15 protein-coding genes and 1 tRNA gene are annotated in these 16,140 nt (G+C 66.0%); 11 read left to right on the forward strand and 5 right to left on the reverse strand.

Annotation, left to right across the window (positions count from 1 at the left end):
• The first annotated feature begins 37 nt into the window (after positions 1–37).
• The 5 genes from MWU77_RS01865 to mddA all read left to right on the forward strand — a co-directional run bounded on the left by MWU77_RS01865 (position 38) and on the right by mddA (position 4,444).
• Positions 38–469, forward strand: coding sequence for an SRPBCC family protein (locus MWU77_RS01865; RefSeq protein WP_247272802.1), 432 nt, complete (start codon positions 38–40; stop codon positions 467–469).
• Between the two features lie 52 nt (positions 470–521).
• A complete protein-coding gene (locus MWU77_RS01870) occupies positions 522–2,807 on the forward strand; it encodes an ATP-dependent DNA ligase (RefSeq protein ID WP_247272803.1) in 2,286 nt (761 codons plus the stop codon).
• Between the two features lie 142 nt (positions 2,808–2,949).
• Complete coding sequence (locus MWU77_RS01875) at positions 2,950–3,210, forward strand: LuxR C-terminal-related transcriptional regulator (RefSeq protein WP_169687916.1); 261 nt, start codon at positions 2,950–2,952, stop codon at positions 3,208–3,210.
• Positions 3,211–3,258: 48 nt separating this feature from the next.
• The gene (locus tag MWU77_RS01880; protein ID WP_169687915.1) at positions 3,259–3,588 is read left to right on the forward strand and encodes a YnfA family protein; all 330 of its coding nucleotides are present in this window, start codon (positions 3,259–3,261) and stop codon (positions 3,586–3,588) included.
• A gap of 76 nt (positions 3,589–3,664) precedes the next feature.
• Positions 3,665–4,444, forward strand: a complete 780-nt coding sequence (mddA, locus tag MWU77_RS01885) for a methanethiol S-methyltransferase (protein WP_169687914.1) — start codon at positions 3,665–3,667, stop codon at positions 4,442–4,444.
• On the opposite strand, the gene MWU77_RS01890 is transcribed toward mddA, so the two are convergent.
• The gene (locus tag MWU77_RS01890) at positions 4,431–4,889 is read right to left on the reverse strand and encodes a hypothetical protein (protein WP_169687913.1); all 459 of its coding nucleotides are present in this window, start codon (positions 4,887–4,889) and stop codon (positions 4,431–4,433) included. The two genes, mddA and MWU77_RS01890, sit on opposite strands and share 14 nt — an antisense overlap.
• 194 nt (positions 4,890–5,083) lie before the next feature.
• Here MWU77_RS01890 and MWU77_RS01895 point away from each other — a divergent pair, with 194 nt between their 5' ends.
• Positions 5,084–5,977 (forward strand): siderophore-interacting protein, encoded by an 894-nt coding sequence (locus MWU77_RS01895; RefSeq protein ID WP_169687912.1) that lies wholly within the window; start codon positions 5,084–5,086, stop codon positions 5,975–5,977.
• A 31-nt stretch (positions 5,978–6,008) separates the two neighbouring features.
• On the opposite strand, the gene MWU77_RS01900 is transcribed toward MWU77_RS01895, so the two are convergent.
• A tRNA-Arg gene (locus tag MWU77_RS01900) sits at positions 6,009–6,081 on the reverse strand.
• Positions 6,082–6,321: 240 nt separating this feature from the next.
• On the opposite strand from MWU77_RS01900, the gene MWU77_RS01905 reads away from it, so the two are divergent.
• Together MWU77_RS01905 and MWU77_RS01910 are read left to right on the forward strand one after the other, a co-directional pair.
• A complete protein-coding gene (locus MWU77_RS01905) occupies positions 6,322–7,134 on the forward strand; it encodes a M23 family metallopeptidase (RefSeq protein ID WP_169687911.1) in 813 nt (270 codons plus the stop codon).
• A gap of 200 nt (positions 7,135–7,334) precedes the next feature.
• Positions 7,335–8,846, forward strand: a complete 1,512-nt coding sequence (locus tag MWU77_RS01910; protein ID WP_169687910.1) for a glutamate-cysteine ligase family protein — start codon at positions 7,335–7,337, stop codon at positions 8,844–8,846.
• 78 nt (positions 8,847–8,924) lie between these two features.
• Here the strand turns inward: MWU77_RS01910 and MWU77_RS01915 are convergent, their stop codons facing one another.
• The 3 genes from MWU77_RS01915 to MWU77_RS01925 form a co-directional block, all read right to left on the reverse strand.
• The gene (locus MWU77_RS01915) at positions 8,925–11,231 is read right to left on the reverse strand and encodes a M28 family peptidase (protein WP_247272804.1); all 2,307 of its coding nucleotides are present in this window, start codon (positions 11,229–11,231) and stop codon (positions 8,925–8,927) included.
• A 78-nt stretch (positions 11,232–11,309) separates the two neighbouring features.
• Positions 11,310–12,536, reverse strand: a complete 1,227-nt coding sequence (locus MWU77_RS01920; RefSeq protein WP_169687908.1) for a globin domain-containing protein — start codon at positions 12,534–12,536, stop codon at positions 11,310–11,312.
• Positions 12,537–12,554: 18 nt separating this feature from the next.
• Positions 12,555–12,995, reverse strand: a complete 441-nt coding sequence (locus MWU77_RS01925; RefSeq protein ID WP_169687907.1) for an Rrf2 family transcriptional regulator — start codon at positions 12,993–12,995, stop codon at positions 12,555–12,557.
• 145 nt (positions 12,996–13,140) lie between these two features.
• Between MWU77_RS01925 and MWU77_RS01930 the strand changes: the two genes are divergently transcribed.
• The 3 genes from MWU77_RS01930 to MWU77_RS01940 all read left to right on the forward strand — a co-directional run bounded on the left by MWU77_RS01930 (position 13,141) and on the right by MWU77_RS01940 (position 16,112).
• On the forward strand, positions 13,141–14,052 hold the full coding sequence (locus MWU77_RS01930) for a universal stress protein (RefSeq protein WP_247272805.1): 912 nt from the start codon (positions 13,141–13,143) through the stop codon (positions 14,050–14,052).
• Positions 14,053–14,117: 65 nt separating this feature from the next.
• Positions 14,118–15,158, forward strand: coding sequence for an LLM class F420-dependent oxidoreductase (locus MWU77_RS01935; protein WP_169687905.1), 1,041 nt, complete (start codon positions 14,118–14,120; stop codon positions 15,156–15,158).
• Between the two features lie 45 nt (positions 15,159–15,203).
• Positions 15,204–16,112, forward strand: a complete 909-nt coding sequence (locus tag MWU77_RS01940; RefSeq protein ID WP_169687904.1) for a universal stress protein — start codon at positions 15,204–15,206, stop codon at positions 16,110–16,112.
• Positions 16,113–16,140 lie beyond the last annotated feature (28 nt).

The following is a 16,140-nucleotide window of genomic DNA, read 5'->3' on the forward strand; positions in this document are numbered from 1 at the left end:
CGAAGGTGACGTTCGGCTGTTCCTCTACGCTGCGGGCATGGCAAAACTCGAAGTCGCGACCGACCTTCCGCTCGATCCTCAGTCCGCGTGGGAGAAGGCATCCGATCTGGACGCATTCGGTGATTGGCTGAGCATCCACGACGGTTGGCGCGGCGAACTTCCCGACACACTCGCAGCCGGTGTGGCACTGCAGTCCGTGGTTTCGGTCAAGGGCATGCGCAACCGGGTGGAGTGGAAAGTCGAGGAACTCGACGCCCCGCACCACGTGGTGCTGCGCGGATCGGGCAAGGGCGGCACGAAGTTCAAGATGCGTCTCGCGGTGACCGGCACGGGGTCGGGATCGCGACTGACGATGAAGATCGAGCTCGGGGGAGCGCCGCTGTTCGGCCCGATCGGGTCGGGTGTGGCGCGTGCGCTGCATGGCGATCTCGACGCCTCACTGCGCAAGTTCGCGGAGTTGTACGGCTGAGTCGTTCGCTCGAAGCAGGATGGACTCGAAATGAGGTTGGCACAATGAGGTGATGCCGACCCGCACGATCGGGGATCGTCGCATCACGCTGACGAACCTCGACAAGGTGCTCTATCCGCGCACCGGCACCACCAAGGGCGAGGTGATCGACTACTACGTCGCCGTCGCCGAAGTCATGCTGCCGCACGTCGTGGATCGCCCCGGCACTCGCAAGCGGTGGCCCAACGGCGTCGCCGAACCGGCGTTCTTCGAGAAGAACCTTGCGCCGCACGCGCCGTCGTGGCTCGACCGTCGCACGGTGCACCACAAGCAACGGTCGGTCACCTATCCGGTGTTCGACTCGGTGGCCGGCATGGCGTGGCTCGGGCAGCAAGCCGCACTCGAATTGCACGTCCCGCAGTGGCGATTCGCCGGATCTGCACCCGGCCCCGCGACCCGGCTCGTGTTCGACCTCGACCCCGGCCCCGGAGCGGGGCTCGCGCAGTGTGCACAGGTCGCACGGCACGTCCGCGACATGGTCGCCGAACTCGGGTGGCAGACCTATCCCGTCACGAGTGGCAGTAAGGGCCTGCACCTGTATGTCCCGCTGGACCGGCAACTCGCGTCAGGTGGGGCATCGACCGTCGCCAGGCAGGTCGCGACGAATCTTGCGACGCTGCACCCGGATCTCGTCACGGCGACCATGGCGAAGGCGGTGCGCGGCGGCAAGGTCTTCGTGGACTGGAGCCAGAACAATGCGGCCAAGACGACGGTCGCGCCGTACTCGCTGCGTGGCCGCGACGAACCGTGGGTGGCTGCGCCGCGGAGCTGGGCCGAACTCGACGACCCGGATCTGCGGCAGCTCACCTTCGACGAAGTGCTCGAGCGGATCGTCGAACACGGTGACCTTCTCGAGGGCTTGGACCCGGCCTCCGGCGACCTCCGGCTCGGCACCGACGACAACACGGCGAACGACGCGCTCGCCGACTACCGGCGTAAACGCAACGCCGCGCGCACTCCCGAGCCGGTCCCGTCCGCGATCACCGCCACTGGCAACGACGACCGGTTCGTCATCCAGGAACACCATGCCCGCCGTCTGCATTACGACCTGCGACTGGAACGAGACGGTGTGCTCGCGTCATGGGCGGTGCCGAAGAACCTGCCGGAAGATGCCGGCCGCAACCATCTCGCTGTCCGGACGGAGGATCATCCACTCGAGTACCTCGATTTCCACGGCACCATACCGTCCGGTGAGTACGGCGCCGGGACGATGACGGTGTGGGACACCGGCACCTACGACACCGAGAAATGGCGCGACGACGAGGTGATCGTGCGGTTGCACGGAGAGAAGGTCGAGGGCCGATATGCGTTCATCCGCACCGAGAAGGACCAATGGCTCGCCCACCGGATGAAGCAACAGTCGGGTTCTGGGCGGATGGAGGAGTTTCCGGTCGGTCTACGTCCGATGCTCGCGACCGCGGGTGACGTGGAAGAGCTCGAGGGTGCGGCGTGGGCGTTCGAAGGGAAATGGGACGGATACCGCGCTGTCGTCGAGGTACGCAACGGAACCGTCCGGGTGCGTGCCCGCTCGGGACGGGATGTGACCGGAGAATTCCCGGCGCTCGGAGAGCTCGGGCACGTGCTGGACGGTCACGCTGCCGTCCTCGACGGAGAGATCGTCGCCGTGGACGCGTCGGGCATCACGAGCTTCGAGCAGTTGCAGCGTGGGGCGAGCGCGGAGTACCGGGTGTTCGACCTCCTGTATCTCGACGGCGTCACGCTCGTGGGTAAGACCTACGACGATCGACGCCGCGTGCTCGATGCGCTTGCCGCGGCGGCGGGAAGACTGGCAGTGCCGGACCAGTTGACCGGGGACGGCGCCGCCGCGCTTGCCACGAGCCTCGAGCGCGGATGGGAAGGCGTTGTCGCCAAGCGCCGCGACTCGGTGTATCTGCCGGGAAAGCGGAGCGCGGCGTGGGTGAAGGCGAAGAACTGGCTCACCCAGTCGGTGGTGATCGGCGGTTACCGGGCGGGACAGGGGAACCGCGCGGGGTCGTTCGGCTCGTTGCTTCTCGGCATCCCCGCCGACAGCGGGCTCGTCTATGCGGGGAGGGTCGGTACGGGGTTCGACGACCGGACTCTCGCGGAGTTGACCTCGTCGTTGCGGGGGAGACGGCGGGAGGAGAGCCCGTTCGTGGACGAGCTGCCCGCCGTCGATCAGCGTGACGCAGTGTGGGTGGAACCCGACCTGGTGGGGGAGGTGCGGTTCGCGGCGTGGACCGAAGGTGGCCGACTTCGTCACCCGAGCTGGCGTGGCCTGCGTAGTGATCTGGACCCGCACGACGTGCGCCGGGAATGAAATGTGCCGGCGACGATGAGGGCGAATGAGTCCATTCGGCTGGTGGTTGTCGGTGTAAAATCGTATGTTCTTCTCATACCGGACTCGGAGGCTTTGTCGGGGGGCCGCCGGTAGTCAGATCGATCGACGAAGGAATCCCGACATGACGAGTGTGCTCGAGCCCTCCCGCACCTACTCCTCACCGCAGCTCTCGGCTCGTGAAACCGAGATACTTCGGGAGTGGCTGCTGTGTGATTCCAAGTCCGAGGCAGCCGCCCGCTTGTTCGTGACCGCAGCCACCGTGAGTACTCACATCGCCCGCATCCGCGACAAGTACCTGCGTGTGGGGCGCCCCGCGACCACCAAGACGTCGCTGCTCGTGCGCGCACTCCAAGACGGTGTCGTATCCATCGACGAGTTGTGAACACGGCACCGCAGGGCCAGGCCGGTCCGATCCGTAGTCTGTTCGAGCATGACCGTCCTCAAATCCCTCGTCCTGTTCGCAGTTGCCGCCTTGTTCGAGATCGGTGGGGCGTGGCTGGTCTGGCAGGGCGTGCGCGAGCACCGTGGTTGGATCTGGGTGGGTCTGGGTGTGATCGCCCTCGGGGCGTACGGGTTCGTCGCGACGCTGCAACCGGATGCCAATTTCGGCCGCATCCTCGCCGCATACGGCGGGGTCTTCGTCGCGGGCTCCCTGCTGTGGGGTGTCGTGATGGACGGCTTCCGTCCTGATCGCTGGGACATCGCGGGGGCGCTGGTGTGTCTCGCAGGTGTCGCCGTGATCATGTACGCCCCGAGGTGACGGAGAGTACAAGGGTGGAGGATTCGCCACCTCAGGGGACCTTCTGAGCGCTGGCTGTCATCCCGACACTGAGCGCATGACTACGACAACCAACTCGGATCCTCGCACCCACACCCCGGCTTCCCGGCTGCTCGTCACTGCATACGGGGTCTGCGCGTATCTCATATTCCTCGCGGTGTTCCTGTACTCGATCGGATGGGTCGAACGACTGGTGGTACCCCGGAACATCGATCAGGGGCCTCGTGCCCCGGCCGGAATCGCCATCGTGATCGACCTGGTGCTGCTCTCGCTGTTCGCAGTGCAGCATTCGGTGATGGCCAGACCCTGGTTCAAGAGACGCTGGACCCGGATCGTGCCGGAGCCCGCGGAACGATCCACCTACGTCCTGCTCGCCTCGGCGGCGTTGGCACTCGTGATGTGGCAGTGGCGTCCACTCCCACACCCGATTTGGGGCATCGACAGCAGTCCGCTACGAGTACTGCTCTATGCGATCTCGCTCGCAGGGTTCGGTCTCGTGCTCGTGTCGACGTTCGCCATCGACCATTTCGACCTGTTCGGATTGAGACAGGTCATCCGTAGCCAACGCGGACAACTGCCCGCGGCGAACGCCTTCCGGATACCGCTGCTGTACCGGTCGGTGCGGCATCCGCTCTATCTGGGTTTCCTCGTCGCGTTCTGGGTTGCGCCGACCATGTCGGTCGGGCATCTGCTCTTCGCGGCGGTGACGACGGCATACATCCTCGTCGCGATCAGGTTCGAAGAGCACGACCTCATCGTGACGTTCGGCGAGCGATATCGCTCCTATCGGACTCGCGTACCGATGATCCTGCCGTGGAAGTGGTTCAGCCGACGGTGACAGCGCCGGTGGCCGGGGTCGAATTGCACAGCGGACCGCTGGCGAGGCTCACCGATCCGAATACGGTGGTCAGCACCTCGCCCGGTCCGGTGTCGACGGTCGCAGACAGATTCGGGTATTCCCCGGTGAGGTCGACGATGCCGGTGCGTCCGTTGTCGCGGTTGAGCCATGCGACCGTCACCTGACCGGCGGCCGGTATCGGCCACAGCGCTTGCGTGGTTGCGAACTGCACGTGGCCTGCGGTGATCCCGTGTTCGTCGTCGGGACCGGGGTGGGCTGCCACCGATGTGAGTGACGCGAGGCTGCCTTGGTTGAGGCAGCCGATGGTGATCGCTGTACCCAGCGGTTGCGTCGGAGCAGCTGTGGCAACACCGGCGAAGAGAACCGCGGCTGCGACGGGGGCTGCGAAGGTGAGTGCTCGACGGATGAATCGCACTGCAGGCATGCTGCGGGCTCCTCGGGTGGGGGAATGTCGTGTCCGAGTGCCGACCACAGCGTGTGCTTTCGTGCGTGGCGCGTCCCGCGACCGATCGACTGCCGCGATTCTATCGATCTTGCGATCGGCAGGGGATGGTTTCGGACCCGATGGTGTTAGCGCAGTCACATGATCGACGGATAGTGATCGGTTAGCCTGGCCTAATGAAGTGGGAGAATTTCGTAGCCACGCTGGTCGCGCGTGAACAGGTCGCGGAACATCTGTTGCGCGCTCGCCTCGAGATCGGGGAGGGGACCGGGAACGGCTACCGCCCGCTGGCTGCAGCAGACGAGGCCGTGGCGTTCTACCTCTCGCACGACGCGGAGGAACTGCACGCGCGACCGAGCGAGAATCCGAATGCCCTGGGCGGCTGGGAGATTGTCGACGAGGAGCGCAGCGCCGGACATCGCAACTACACCGTGCGCTCGTACGACGCGGAATCCCGCGAGATGGTGGTCGACTTCGCGGTGCATGATCACGGCCCCGCGATCGAGTGGCTGCGCGCAGCGGAACCCGGCTGGCGTGTGCTGATGGCGGGCCCGCGCTCGTGGCACGAACCGCCGTCCGCGGCGACCCGCCACGTTCTCGCCGGCGACCTCGCCGCACTGCCTGCACTGGCGCGAGTCCTCGAGCAGACCGATCCTTCGGTGCACGTGACCGTCGTCGCCGAGGTCCTCGACCGCAGCGAGCTCGAATACCTGCCCTCGCGGGAGAACACCGAGATCGTCGAACTCGTCGGCAGCGGAAACGGAGTGTCGCGCACGCGGCTGTCCGCGGCGCTCGCCGAGCTCGACCTGCCTGCCGATGGGTACTGCTGGTTCGCGGGTGAGGCCGCCGATATCCGCGCCGCCAAGAAGCATCTGCGTTCGCTCGGCTGGTCGCGCGACCAGTACGACATCGTCGGCTATTGGCGTGAGGACTCCGAGCGATGGACGGCGAAGTTCGAGGAGCAGGGTGACGAGCTTCGCTCGGTGTATTCCACCGCGCTTGCCGAGGGGAAGTCGGTGGAGGAAGCGATGGATGTCTACGAGGCCGCGCTGGAGAAAGTCGGCCTGTAGACCCGGCTGGCCAGCGCATACGTCGAGCGTGTGCCCTCGGCAGGATTCGAACCTGCGACCTACCCTTTAGGAGAGGGTTGCTCTATCCCCTGAGCTACGAAGGCGCGCGCCGATTCGGGGGCCGAATCGCGGCGCGCTGTGAGTGTAGCGGTCGCTCCCGCGCTGTGCGAAGAGAGCCGGAAATTCGCTGTTTGTTACCGACCGGTTGGTTCGATTCCCGCACTGTGGGATCGCGAAGAGGTAACGCTGGACCGGACGTATATCGTTTTGTTACCTTGAATCGCCAGGAACGACCGGGGTGTTACGCACCGGCCGAAATCGGGACTACGAACGGGACAGCGACTGTGGCACGGCACCAGCGGACACGCGAAGATGCATCGGAATTCGAGATCGATCTGACGGTCGGATCGACTCAGCGTGGGCGTCATCGCATCGAGCCGACGGGCCCGTCGGCTCCGGCCAAGGCAGCCACCGTGGCGTGCGCCACCGGCGCGTTCATGGCCATCGGCGCACAGTTCACTGCAGGCACCGCTGCCGCTCACCCCGGCCACGATCACGGCCCCGTCCAGGCGGCTCCCGCCCCGCAGCTTCCGTTCGAGCTGCCCGAGGGCATCGAGCTTCCCGCGATTCCCGGCATCACCACTCCCGCCGAGCAGGGCGCCCCGCAGCTGCCCGTCGAGGTCCAGGGTCTCGTCGACCAGTTCACCGGTGGCGGCAATTGGCTCGACAACCTCAACCCGATCAAGCCGAACACGGTGCAGCCGGTGTCGGGCACGCTCACATCCGACTGGGGTGCGCGCTGGGGCTCGCACCATGGCGGAATCGATATCGCCGCCCCTATCGGCACTCCGATCCAGTCGGCCGCCGACGGCACGGTCCTCGACGCAGGCGCCGCATCCGGCTACGGCCAGTGGGTTCGCGTACTCAACGACGACGGCACCACCGCTGTCTACGGTCACGTCGACACCTACCAGGTCTCCGCGGGCCAGCGCGTCAGCGCGGGTCAGCAGATCGCCACCGTCGGCAACCGTGGCTGGTCGACCGGGCCGCACCTGCACTTCGAGGTGTGGGACGAGGCAGGCAACAAGACCAACCCCAACACCTGGCTCAGCGACCGTGGCGTTGTCGCCGACTGGAGCGGCTACCGCGCAGTCTGACCGCCGCTCCCCGCGACACTTCGAAACGCACCCGGCCTTGCGGCCGGGTGCGTTTGCGTTCACGGACGCACACATGCTCCGGTGTTTCGGGTGGTCGTGCGGTAGTTTCATCTTCACCGCCTGCTACGCAGGAGGCAGAGGCATCAGATCTGGGTAGGGTGCCTGCATCGAGATCTGTCGGCACAGACCGGGGAGAACACGTGGGCACAGAGATTTCTGCTCGTTCGTTCACCGGCGCAGACCGCCGACAGTTCCGGCACAAGGTCCGCGAGTGCATGAGCGCGCTCGAACGTATGCTCCGCGACGGTGCGTTCGCCGATGCGCATTCTTCGCCCGAGCCGCAGCTCGGCATGGAGATCGAGTTCAATCTCGTCCAGGACGACATGGCTCCGGCAATGTCCAACCTGGAAGTGCTCCAGGCGATCGACGACCATGCGGTCTTCCAGACCGAACTCGGCCAGTTCAACGTCGAGATGAACGTCGAACCGGGGCCGCTGTCCGGCGACGCCACGATCGAAATCGAACAATCCCTTCGTCACTCGCTTCGGCGCGCGGACGAGCGGATGCACCAGTTCGATGCCCAGCTCGTGATGATCGGGATGCTGCCGACCCTCGAACTCGACCATCTCGGCCGAGACCGGATCACCGCCAATCCGCGCTACGAGGCACTCAACGAGCAGATCTTCGCAGCACGAGGTGAGGACATCGAACTCGACCTCGACGGTGTGCCGCTCCCCGGTACGGGTGAGGTGGAACGCTTGCGCGCCGATACCAACTCGGTGGTGCCCGAAGCGGCCTGCACTTCGCTGCAACTGCACCTGAGGGTGGCACCCGAGGATTTCGCACCGCATTGGAACGCAGCGCAGTGTCTGGCGGGGGTGCAGGTGGCGCTCGCAGCGAATTCGCCGTTCCTGGCAGGTAAGGCGCTGTGGCACGAGAGCCGGATCCCCCTGTTCGCCCAGGCCACAGACACCCGCCCCCTCGAGTTGAAGAACCAGGGCGTGCGTCCACGAGTGTGGTTCGGGGAACGCTGGATCGAGTCCCCGATCGACCTGTTCGAGGAGAACTCCCGCTATTTCACTGCGCTGCTACCGGAGATCACCGACTCCGACCCCGCCGCGGAACTCGATGCTGGCCTGATTCCGCAACTGCGTGAGCTTCAGATGCACAACGGCACCATCTATCGGTGGAACCGGCCTGTCTACGACGTCAGCGACGGTCAGGCCCACCTGCGGATCGAGAATCGGGTCCTGCCTGCCGGGCCGACCGTCCTCGACACGATGGCGAACGCGGCGTTCTACTACGGATTGCTGCGAGCGCTCGTCGAGGACGAGGACCCGCTGTGGCGGCGGATGACATTCGACGCGGCCGAGGAAAACCTGATCATCGGTGCCAAATTCGGACTCGAATCTCGCCTGTACTGGCCGAAACTGGGCTGGGTCGGTGCCGACGAGCTCGTCCTGCGCCGGTTGCTGCCGCTGGCGGATCGTGGGCTGGAATCGTTCGGGCTCTCCGCCCGCGCGCGCGACCGCTACCTCGGGATCATCGAGGGCCGGTGCTTGAATCGGCAAACTGGGGCGGCATGGCAACGTGAGCATGTCGCGCGACGTGAAGCGGCGGGCGAAGATCGTCGCATCGCGCTGTCGGGGATGCTCCGCGATTACGTCGCGGCGATGACCGACGGCAGACCCGTACACGAGTGGGATGCGTAGGCGCGGGCTTTAGCGCGTCCGGCCGTGGTGTGTCGATCGTCGGTGTGCCGATCGTCATCTCGTGGCGTCGCGAGTCGATCAGATCCGCAACGACCGGCTGACGACGACCGTCGGCGCCATCACCACTCGATCCGTCGGTGGTTCGTAGCCGGGGACGACGCTCAGATCGTCCGACAGATCGATCAGGCGCAGTCCCACCCGATCTTCGAGGACGCTCAGGGTGAGGGTGACCTCGACCCCTTCCGGCCCCGCAGCCCAGAATCGGAATCCGAAGTCGTCGGCCGGTTCCGCTCGGTGCCCGTCGACGGTTGCGCCGTGGACAGTGGCCGTTGTGCTGTCGACCCACAGTCCGACGGCGTTCGCGCCCCTGGGGGACGACAGGCGAAGCCGAAGCTCCCGGGCACCGCCTGCAGCAGTGTCGTCGAGGACCTCCATCTCGGGTGCCTGAAGAGGTGCTACGGGCGCCGGACCATGCGCCATCGGCTCGTCCCGCCAGGGAAATTCCGCGGTCAGGGGGCTCGCCGGGTCGACGAGCAGTTCCCGGCTCCACTCCGAGCGTGGGGAGTCCGGAGACGCCCAGATTGCGGTGTCGCGGTCGCTGTCGAGTGCGTACCACAGGTGTTCCAGTCGCGGATCGGTCGCGCCGTCGCGGTTGAGATAGCCCGCGACGAGTACACACACGAGTACCGACGCGACGACTGCGGTTCCGGCCGTCTGCGTCACGGAGATTCGCCCGACCCGTGTCGCGGACGACGGGAGCACCGCTTCCCAGAGCACGAGGGTCAGGGAGAACAACACCGCGACGAAGACGCCTGCGAGCGGCGCTCCGAACATGAGGCCCGCATCGAACGACACCACCACGGCAGGGACGAGGAGCAGCGCGGCAGGGACGGCCCCGACCGCCACCGAGAGGGTCGGAAGCGGTGGACGATCGGTGAGAAAGCGAGCGATCTGTATTCCTGCGAGTGCGGGCAGTGCGGGCAGAACCAGCACCGATGCGACACCGACATACGGCAATGCGATCACCGAGGTGAAGGCGATCAGGACGAACGCCCCCACAACGAGGGATGCGGCCGGTAGGCGCGTTCGGGCCCACAGATAGGTCGTCACGAGCACGCCCGCTGCCGCGACCACGGCGGCAAGTTGGTAGACGTCAGGACGATAGGGTTCGCTCGTCACGGGGGAGGCCATCCCGGGGGCGAGGCGCATCGCGATGAACCACGGAAGCCAGGCGGCGAGTGCCGCGACCCCCACCGCGACTGCCGAGACTCCGGTGGCGGCGGCGACAGTCCAGTACGTGGCTTCACCCCGTCGAATCCGCGCAGCGACCAGCCAACCGACCGCGGCGACGAGGAGTCCCGTCAGCACGAACTCCACCCAGCGTGGATAGTGGATCAATCCCCAGGGCGCCGCGGTCACGACGTCCTCGCCCCCGGAGTCGAGCGCGGTGAGGTCGGACTCGACGAGTTCGCGGGCGACAGTGAGGGTGGCATCACCCATCTGTTGCAGCGACTCGTGACTCAGCCGGTCCGGGGTGTCGAGGGGGCTGTGGTAATACGCCGAGCCCCTCGCGATCGCGGTGTCGTAGGCGTGGAAGCCGGCCGCGGCGAAATGCTTGAAATCAGTGTCGTTGGGGAGCACTTCGAACCCGAATTGGGTGAACGAATCGGCGTTGGCGCCGGGTGCATGGGCCAGTGTCTCGACGAGGGTTCCGTTGGGGTCCGTGATGCGGAAGGTGACGGGTATCCCTGCGTTGCCGCGTGCCTCATGGTTGAGAACGACGGTGGGGCCGAGCGACGGTGAGCGCGTCTGCGTGAACATCTGGGAGCCGAGGAGACCGTCTTCCTCGCCGTCGGTGAGCAGGACGATGACGTCGTTACGCGGTGCGGGACCGGCCGTGATCGCGCGCGCGGATTCGAGGACGGTACCGATACCGATACCGTCATCGGCGGCGCCGGGTGAACCACGCACGGTGTCGTAGTGGGCGGCGAGCACCACCGTCCCGGTGGGGTCGGTTCCTGGGAAGAGCGCGACGATGTTGTGTACTCGGGCGCCGCGCTGCGTTGCTCCGTCGGTGGGTGAATACCAGCCCACGCCGCTCTTGACGGAGGTGCGCCAGCCGAGCGCCTCGAGTTCCCCGACGAGGTACTCGCGCGCCGCGCTGTGTGCGGGAGAGCCCAGAGTTCGGGGCTCGGCGGCGACCGCCTCGATGTGGGTGGTCGCGCGTCCAGCGCTGAACACATCGGCGGGCGCGTCGGTGGTGAGCGGCGTCGGGGAAGAAGTCAGCAGCACCGCCGCGAGCCCGACGACGAGTAGCGCAAGAAGCGCGAGCACGCTCGACCGTCGGGGTAGTGCCCGAGCAGCCTCGGGCGAGGCGGTGTCCATGGATCGAGCGTAGCGGTCAAAACGGGCAGAGCCCCGGCCGACAAGCCGGAGCGCTGCCCGTTGATCGATCAGCTGTCGTCAGGCTCCTGCGGGCGCCCAGCTGTCAGGTCCGAATACCTCGTAGTGGATGTTCTCGGCAGGCACGTTGCGCTCGATGAGGGCCTCGCGCAGCGACAGCATGAACGGGAGCGGTCCACACAGGTAGGCGTGGGTCTTCGGGTCGAGGGGGAGATCCGTGATGTCGGCCCGTCCCACGCGGATCGTCTCGATCGGTTGACGCGCACCGAGGTCCTCGTACCAGCGGTAGACACCGGCCGACGGGATCTTCTCGACGAGGGTCGAGAGTTCGTGCCGGTGTGCGTGGTTGGCTGCCGAGCGGTCGGCGTGGAGTACCGAGATCGGGCGCTGGTCGCCGACCTCAGCGAGGTGCGAGAGCATGCCGATCATCGGGGTGCAGCCGATGCCCGCGGAGGCGAGGAACAGGGGGGCGTCCTCATCGGTGAGCACGAGGTCGCCGAACGGCGTGGTCACCTGGAGTTCGTCGCCTTCGAAGCAGTTCTCGAACAGGAAGTTGGAGACCTCACCGGCGGGGATGGCGGTGCCGTCGGGCGCGGTGGATGCGGCGACGCGCTTGACGGTGATCCGCCAGTCGCCGCGAGACGGCGCGTTGGACAGGCTGTACTGGCGAATCTGGCGAGCACCGTCGGGCAGCTCGACGCCGACCGAAAGATACTGTCCCGGGCGGAAGGTGGGCAGGGCGGCGCCGTCGAGTGAGGTGAGGACGAACGAGACGGTGTCGGCGGACTGGTAGACGCGCTCGGCGACACGCACGGTGCGCCACACCTCCCCGACCTCGACGCCCGCGGCCTTGTAGAGGTCGGCCTCGAGTGCGATGAGGGTGTTCGCCATCAGCCAGTACAACTCGTCCCACGCCTGCGCGACCTCGGGAGTGACTGCGGCACCGAGGACTTCGACGATCGCTTCGAACAGGTGCTTGTGCACGATCCAGTATTCGTCGGGCTTGATGCCGAGAGAGGCGTGCTTGTGCGCGATACGGGAGAGGATGGACTCGACGCGTGCGGGGTCGGGATCGAGCTGAAGGGTGGCGAAGGCTGCGATCGATCCGGCGAGTGCCTTCTGCTGCTCACCCTGCTTCTGGTTGCCCCGGTTGAACAGGTTGCGCTCGAGTTCGGGGTGCGCCGCGAACATCTTCTTGTAGAAGAGGGGAGTGATATCGCCGATGGCGGCACCGACGGCCGGCAACGTAGCGGCGATGACTTCCTTGGATTCGGGCGAGAGAGTCATGGTGAACTCCATTTCCTGTCAGGGGGTGGGCTGAGTGAGGGTCAACAGAATCGGTTCGATCTTCGATGTCGCCAGGTCGGCGACGGTGACGTCGTCGAGCGTGGCGTAGAAGGCCTCCTGCGCGTCGCGCAGTGCCTTCCTGAGTTTGCAGCCGTGACGGAGGGGGCACGGGTTCGCTCCCTCGCAGTCGACCACTTCCTCGTCTCCTTCGAGTTGCCGCGCCAGCCATCCGATACTGGCGGTGCGACCGAGTTCGGTGATGGCCAGCCCTCCGCCACGTCCGCGGCGGGTGGTGACGACGCCGAGCTCATTCAGTCTGGCGACCACTTTCGTCGTATGTGCGTACGACAGATGCAGTTGTTCGGCAACGAGTTTCGTTCTCGGCACGCTGTCCGCGGAGGACGCGGCCAGGTGCATGACAACTCTCAGTCCGAGATCGGTGAACTGGGTGAGTTGCATGCCCTCACGCTAGTTAATTTGCATCCAGAATGACAATTTAGTGTGACGCAGATCGCGTGGGGAGTCGCGTTGTCTCACTTACTTCTCCGGTTGCAGGGACGAAAGTCCATTCCACACCACATCCTTAGGAGCTAGTCTCGATCTTGTGAAACCTCACGGTGAAACACCTCGGGACCACAACAATGTGACTGTCGGTGTGGACGGATCGCCCGCGTCCACTCGAGCGGTCCGCTGGGCCGCGGCCACCGCGGCGCAACGAGGACTGTCTCTGCACCTCGTTCATGCGGTCGATTTCGCCACCACCGGCTGGGCAGCGACCCCCTTCGTTCAGACATCACGCGTCTTCGAGTGGGCGGAGGAGGACGCCAAGGCTGTGCTCGGCGAGGCCGAGCGGATTGCGCGCCAGAGCGCTCCCGGCCTCGAGATCACCGCCGCGGTGGCCCTCACGGGCACCGCGAAATGGCTGGTCCGATTGTCGCGGGAAACCCGGATGCTCGTGCTCGGGGAATCCGGCGGCGGACGCCTCGGCGAAATGTTTCTCGGTTCGACACCCGTTGCGGTCATCGGCCACGCCACCTGCCCTGTCGTCGTCGTGCGCGGTGAGGACGCACCATCCGAACCCGACTACCGTCCCGTCGTGGTCGGAATCGACGGAAGTCCGCTGAGCGAGAATGCGCTCGCCGCCGCGTTCGAGGAGGCCTCGTTCCGCGACGTCGACCTGGTTGCTGTGCACATCTGGAGCGATCTGAAGGTCGGAGCCCTCGAGACCATGCCGCTCGAATTCGAGCCCGAGGCGCTCGAGGACGTCGAGCGTGTGCTGCTCGGTGAGCGCCTGGCGGGCTACGGCGAGCGTTATCCCGACGTCACCGTCATCCGCAAGATCTACGTCGACGGACCACGCACCCATCTGCAGGCGTGGAGCGAGCATGCGCAACTCGTCGTGGTCGGCAGCCGGGGTCGCGGCGGATTCAAAGGACTCGTCCTCGGTTCCACCAGCAACTCACTTCTGCGTGCGGCGCACTGCCCGGTCATGGTCGTCCGTCCGGACGAAGACTGACGGCGGTAGTGTTCGGGGCACGGTCCACAGGCGTGCCCCGCACGCTGCAGAGTTGAGGTGTGCACATGCGAATCGGAATGGGTTTGAACTACAGCGGCGGATTCGCCGAGACTGTCGCCGAGGTCGCCGACCTCGAGCGGGCCGGCCTCGACATCGTCTTCGTCCCGGAAGCCTATTCGTTCGACGCAGTGAGCCAGATCGGTTACATCGCGGCGAAGACGTCGCGCGTCGAGCTCGCGTCCGGCATCTTCCAGCTCTACACGCGCACGCCCACGCTGACCGCGATGACCGCAGCCGGCCTCGACTACGTGTCCGACGGTCGCTTCGTCATGGGCATCGGGGCATCGGGTCCGCAGGTCATCGAAGGATTCCACGGTGTGCCGTATCACGCGCCGCTGGGCCGCACCCGTGAGATCGTCGAGATCTGCCGCAAGGTCTGGCGGCGCGAGAAGGTCGAGTACCAGGGCAAGTACTATCAGCTCCCCCTTCCCGAAGACAAGGGAACCGGCCTCGGCAAGCCACTGAAGATCATCAACCAGCCTGTGCGCGAACGAATCCCGGTTGTCATCGCGTCGATCGGCCCGAAGAACGTCGAGCTGACCGCCGAGATCGCCGAGGGGTGGGAGCCCATCTTCTACTACCCGGAGAAGGTCTCCGAAGTGTGGGGCGATGCGCTGGCCAAGGGCAAGGCAAAACGCGATCCCGCACTGGGTGAACTGCAGACCTACGTCCAGGTCGCGCTCGCGATCGGCGACGACGTCGACCACATGATCGACTGGGTCCGGCCGATGCTCGCCCTCTACATCGGCGGTATGGGAGCCAAGGGCAAGAACTTCTACAACGATCTCGCCGTCCGCTACGGCTTCGAGAAGGAAGCCGCGCTCATTCAGAACCTCTACCTCGACGGCAAGAAGGAGCAGGCAGCGGCGGCCGTGCCCGAGGATCTTGTGCGCGCCGTCTCGCTGATCGGTCCCGAAGGTTATGTGCGTGAGCGTGTCGCAGCGTTCGAAGAAGCCGGCGCGACGACACTGAACGTCACCCCGCTCGCCGGCGACACCGCAGGGCGGGTCCGTCTGATCGAACAGATGCGGAATATCTGCAGCTGACCCGCCGGCGGGTCAGCGTCACCATCACGGAGAAAGGTTCCGGATATGAGCGAGATCAAGCCGATCATAGTTGCGGTCGACGGGTCCGACGCAGCCTCGGGTGCGGTGATCTGGGCTGCCCGCGCGGCAAGTGCCCGATCGGTGCCACTGCGCATCGTCACGGTCGTCCACGTTCCGGCTTTCTACTACTCGGAGCCCTACCTCGCGCAAAGTTTCCACGAGGAGATGAAGACCACTGCCCGCGACCGCCTCGCCAATGCGGGGGTGCTCGCGCGGAAGGTCGTCGACGACAGCAACGGCTCGGTGGAGATCAGCACCGAGCAGATCGAGGGCAAGGTCGCGCCCACGCTGGTCGAACTGTCGTCACACGCCGACCGACTCGTCGTCGGATCGCGTGGGCTCGGCGAGGTCAAAGGTCTGCTCGCGGGCTCGGTGTCGACATCCGTCGCCGCCCACTCCCATGCTCCCGTGGTGATCGTGCGCGGCCGCACTCTCGATGGGGCGCCCCCGGTCGAAGGTCCCGTCGTGGTCGGTGTGGACGGGTCGGAGTCGTGCCGGGCCGCCGTCGAGTGTGCGTTCGAGGAGGCCGTCGCGCGGCAGACGACCCTCGTCGCGGTCAATGTGTGGAGCGATGTCAGTGTGCAGCCGTCGCTGGGCGCAGTGCCCGAGGATCCGCATTGGAGTCGCATCCAGACAGGCGAGGAGATCGTGCTTGCCGAACGCCTCGCCGGATACCAGGAACGCTATCCCGACGTCGTAGTCGAGCGGGTGGTCGCGCGCGATCGTCCCGTGCGGGTGCTCAGTGAATACGCCGAGAGCGCACAGCTTCTCGTGGTGGGGTCGCGCGGGCGGGGTGGGTTCAAGGGCCTGCTGCTGGGATCTACGAGCAACGCGTTGATCCAGACCGCGGATTGTCCGGTGTTGGTGGCGAGGTCGGAGACGGGCGAGGAGTAGACGCGGCAGGGCGTCCGGGAATCGGACG

The sequence above is a fragment of the Rhodococcus sp. F64268 genome, from assembly GCF_023015605.1.
In the GTDB taxonomy this organism is placed as follows: domain Bacteria; phylum Actinomycetota; class Actinomycetes; order Mycobacteriales; family Mycobacteriaceae; genus Rhodococcus.

Excerpts from the sequence above, each read along its gene's own strand:
- MWU77_RS01940 (WP_169687904.1), top strand. The coding sequence starts at position 15,204 with ATGAGCGAGATCAAGCCGATCATAGTTGCGGTCGACGGGTCCGACGCA.
- MWU77_RS01865 (WP_247272802.1), top strand. The coding sequence starts at position 38 with ATGGCAAAACTCGAAGTCGCGACCGACCTTCCGCTCGATCCTCAGTCC.
- MWU77_RS01915 (WP_247272804.1), bottom strand. The coding sequence starts at position 11,231 with ATGGACACCGCCTCGCCCGAGGCTGCTCGGGCACTACCCCGACGGTCG.
- MWU77_RS01935 (WP_169687905.1), top strand. The coding sequence starts at position 14,118 with ATGCGAATCGGAATGGGTTTGAACTACAGCGGCGGATTCGCCGAGACT.
- mddA (WP_169687914.1), top strand. The coding sequence starts at position 3,665 with ATGACTACGACAACCAACTCGGATCCTCGCACCCACACCCCGGCTTCC.
- MWU77_RS01880 (WP_169687915.1), top strand. The coding sequence starts at position 3,259 with ATGACCGTCCTCAAATCCCTCGTCCTGTTCGCAGTTGCCGCCTTGTTC.
- MWU77_RS01870 (WP_247272803.1), top strand. The coding sequence starts at position 522 with ATGCCGACCCGCACGATCGGGGATCGTCGCATCACGCTGACGAACCTC.
- MWU77_RS01890 (WP_169687913.1), bottom strand. The coding sequence starts at position 4,889 with ATGCCTGCAGTGCGATTCATCCGTCGAGCACTCACCTTCGCAGCCCCC.
- MWU77_RS01925 (WP_169687907.1), bottom strand. The coding sequence starts at position 12,995 with ATGCAACTCACCCAGTTCACCGATCTCGGACTGAGAGTTGTCATGCAC.
- MWU77_RS01920 (WP_169687908.1), bottom strand. The coding sequence starts at position 12,536 with ATGACTCTCTCGCCCGAATCCAAGGAAGTCATCGCCGCTACGTTGCCG.
- MWU77_RS01875 (WP_169687916.1), top strand. The coding sequence starts at position 2,950 with ATGACGAGTGTGCTCGAGCCCTCCCGCACCTACTCCTCACCGCAGCTC.
- MWU77_RS01895 (WP_169687912.1), top strand. The coding sequence starts at position 5,084 with ATGAAGTGGGAGAATTTCGTAGCCACGCTGGTCGCGCGTGAACAGGTC.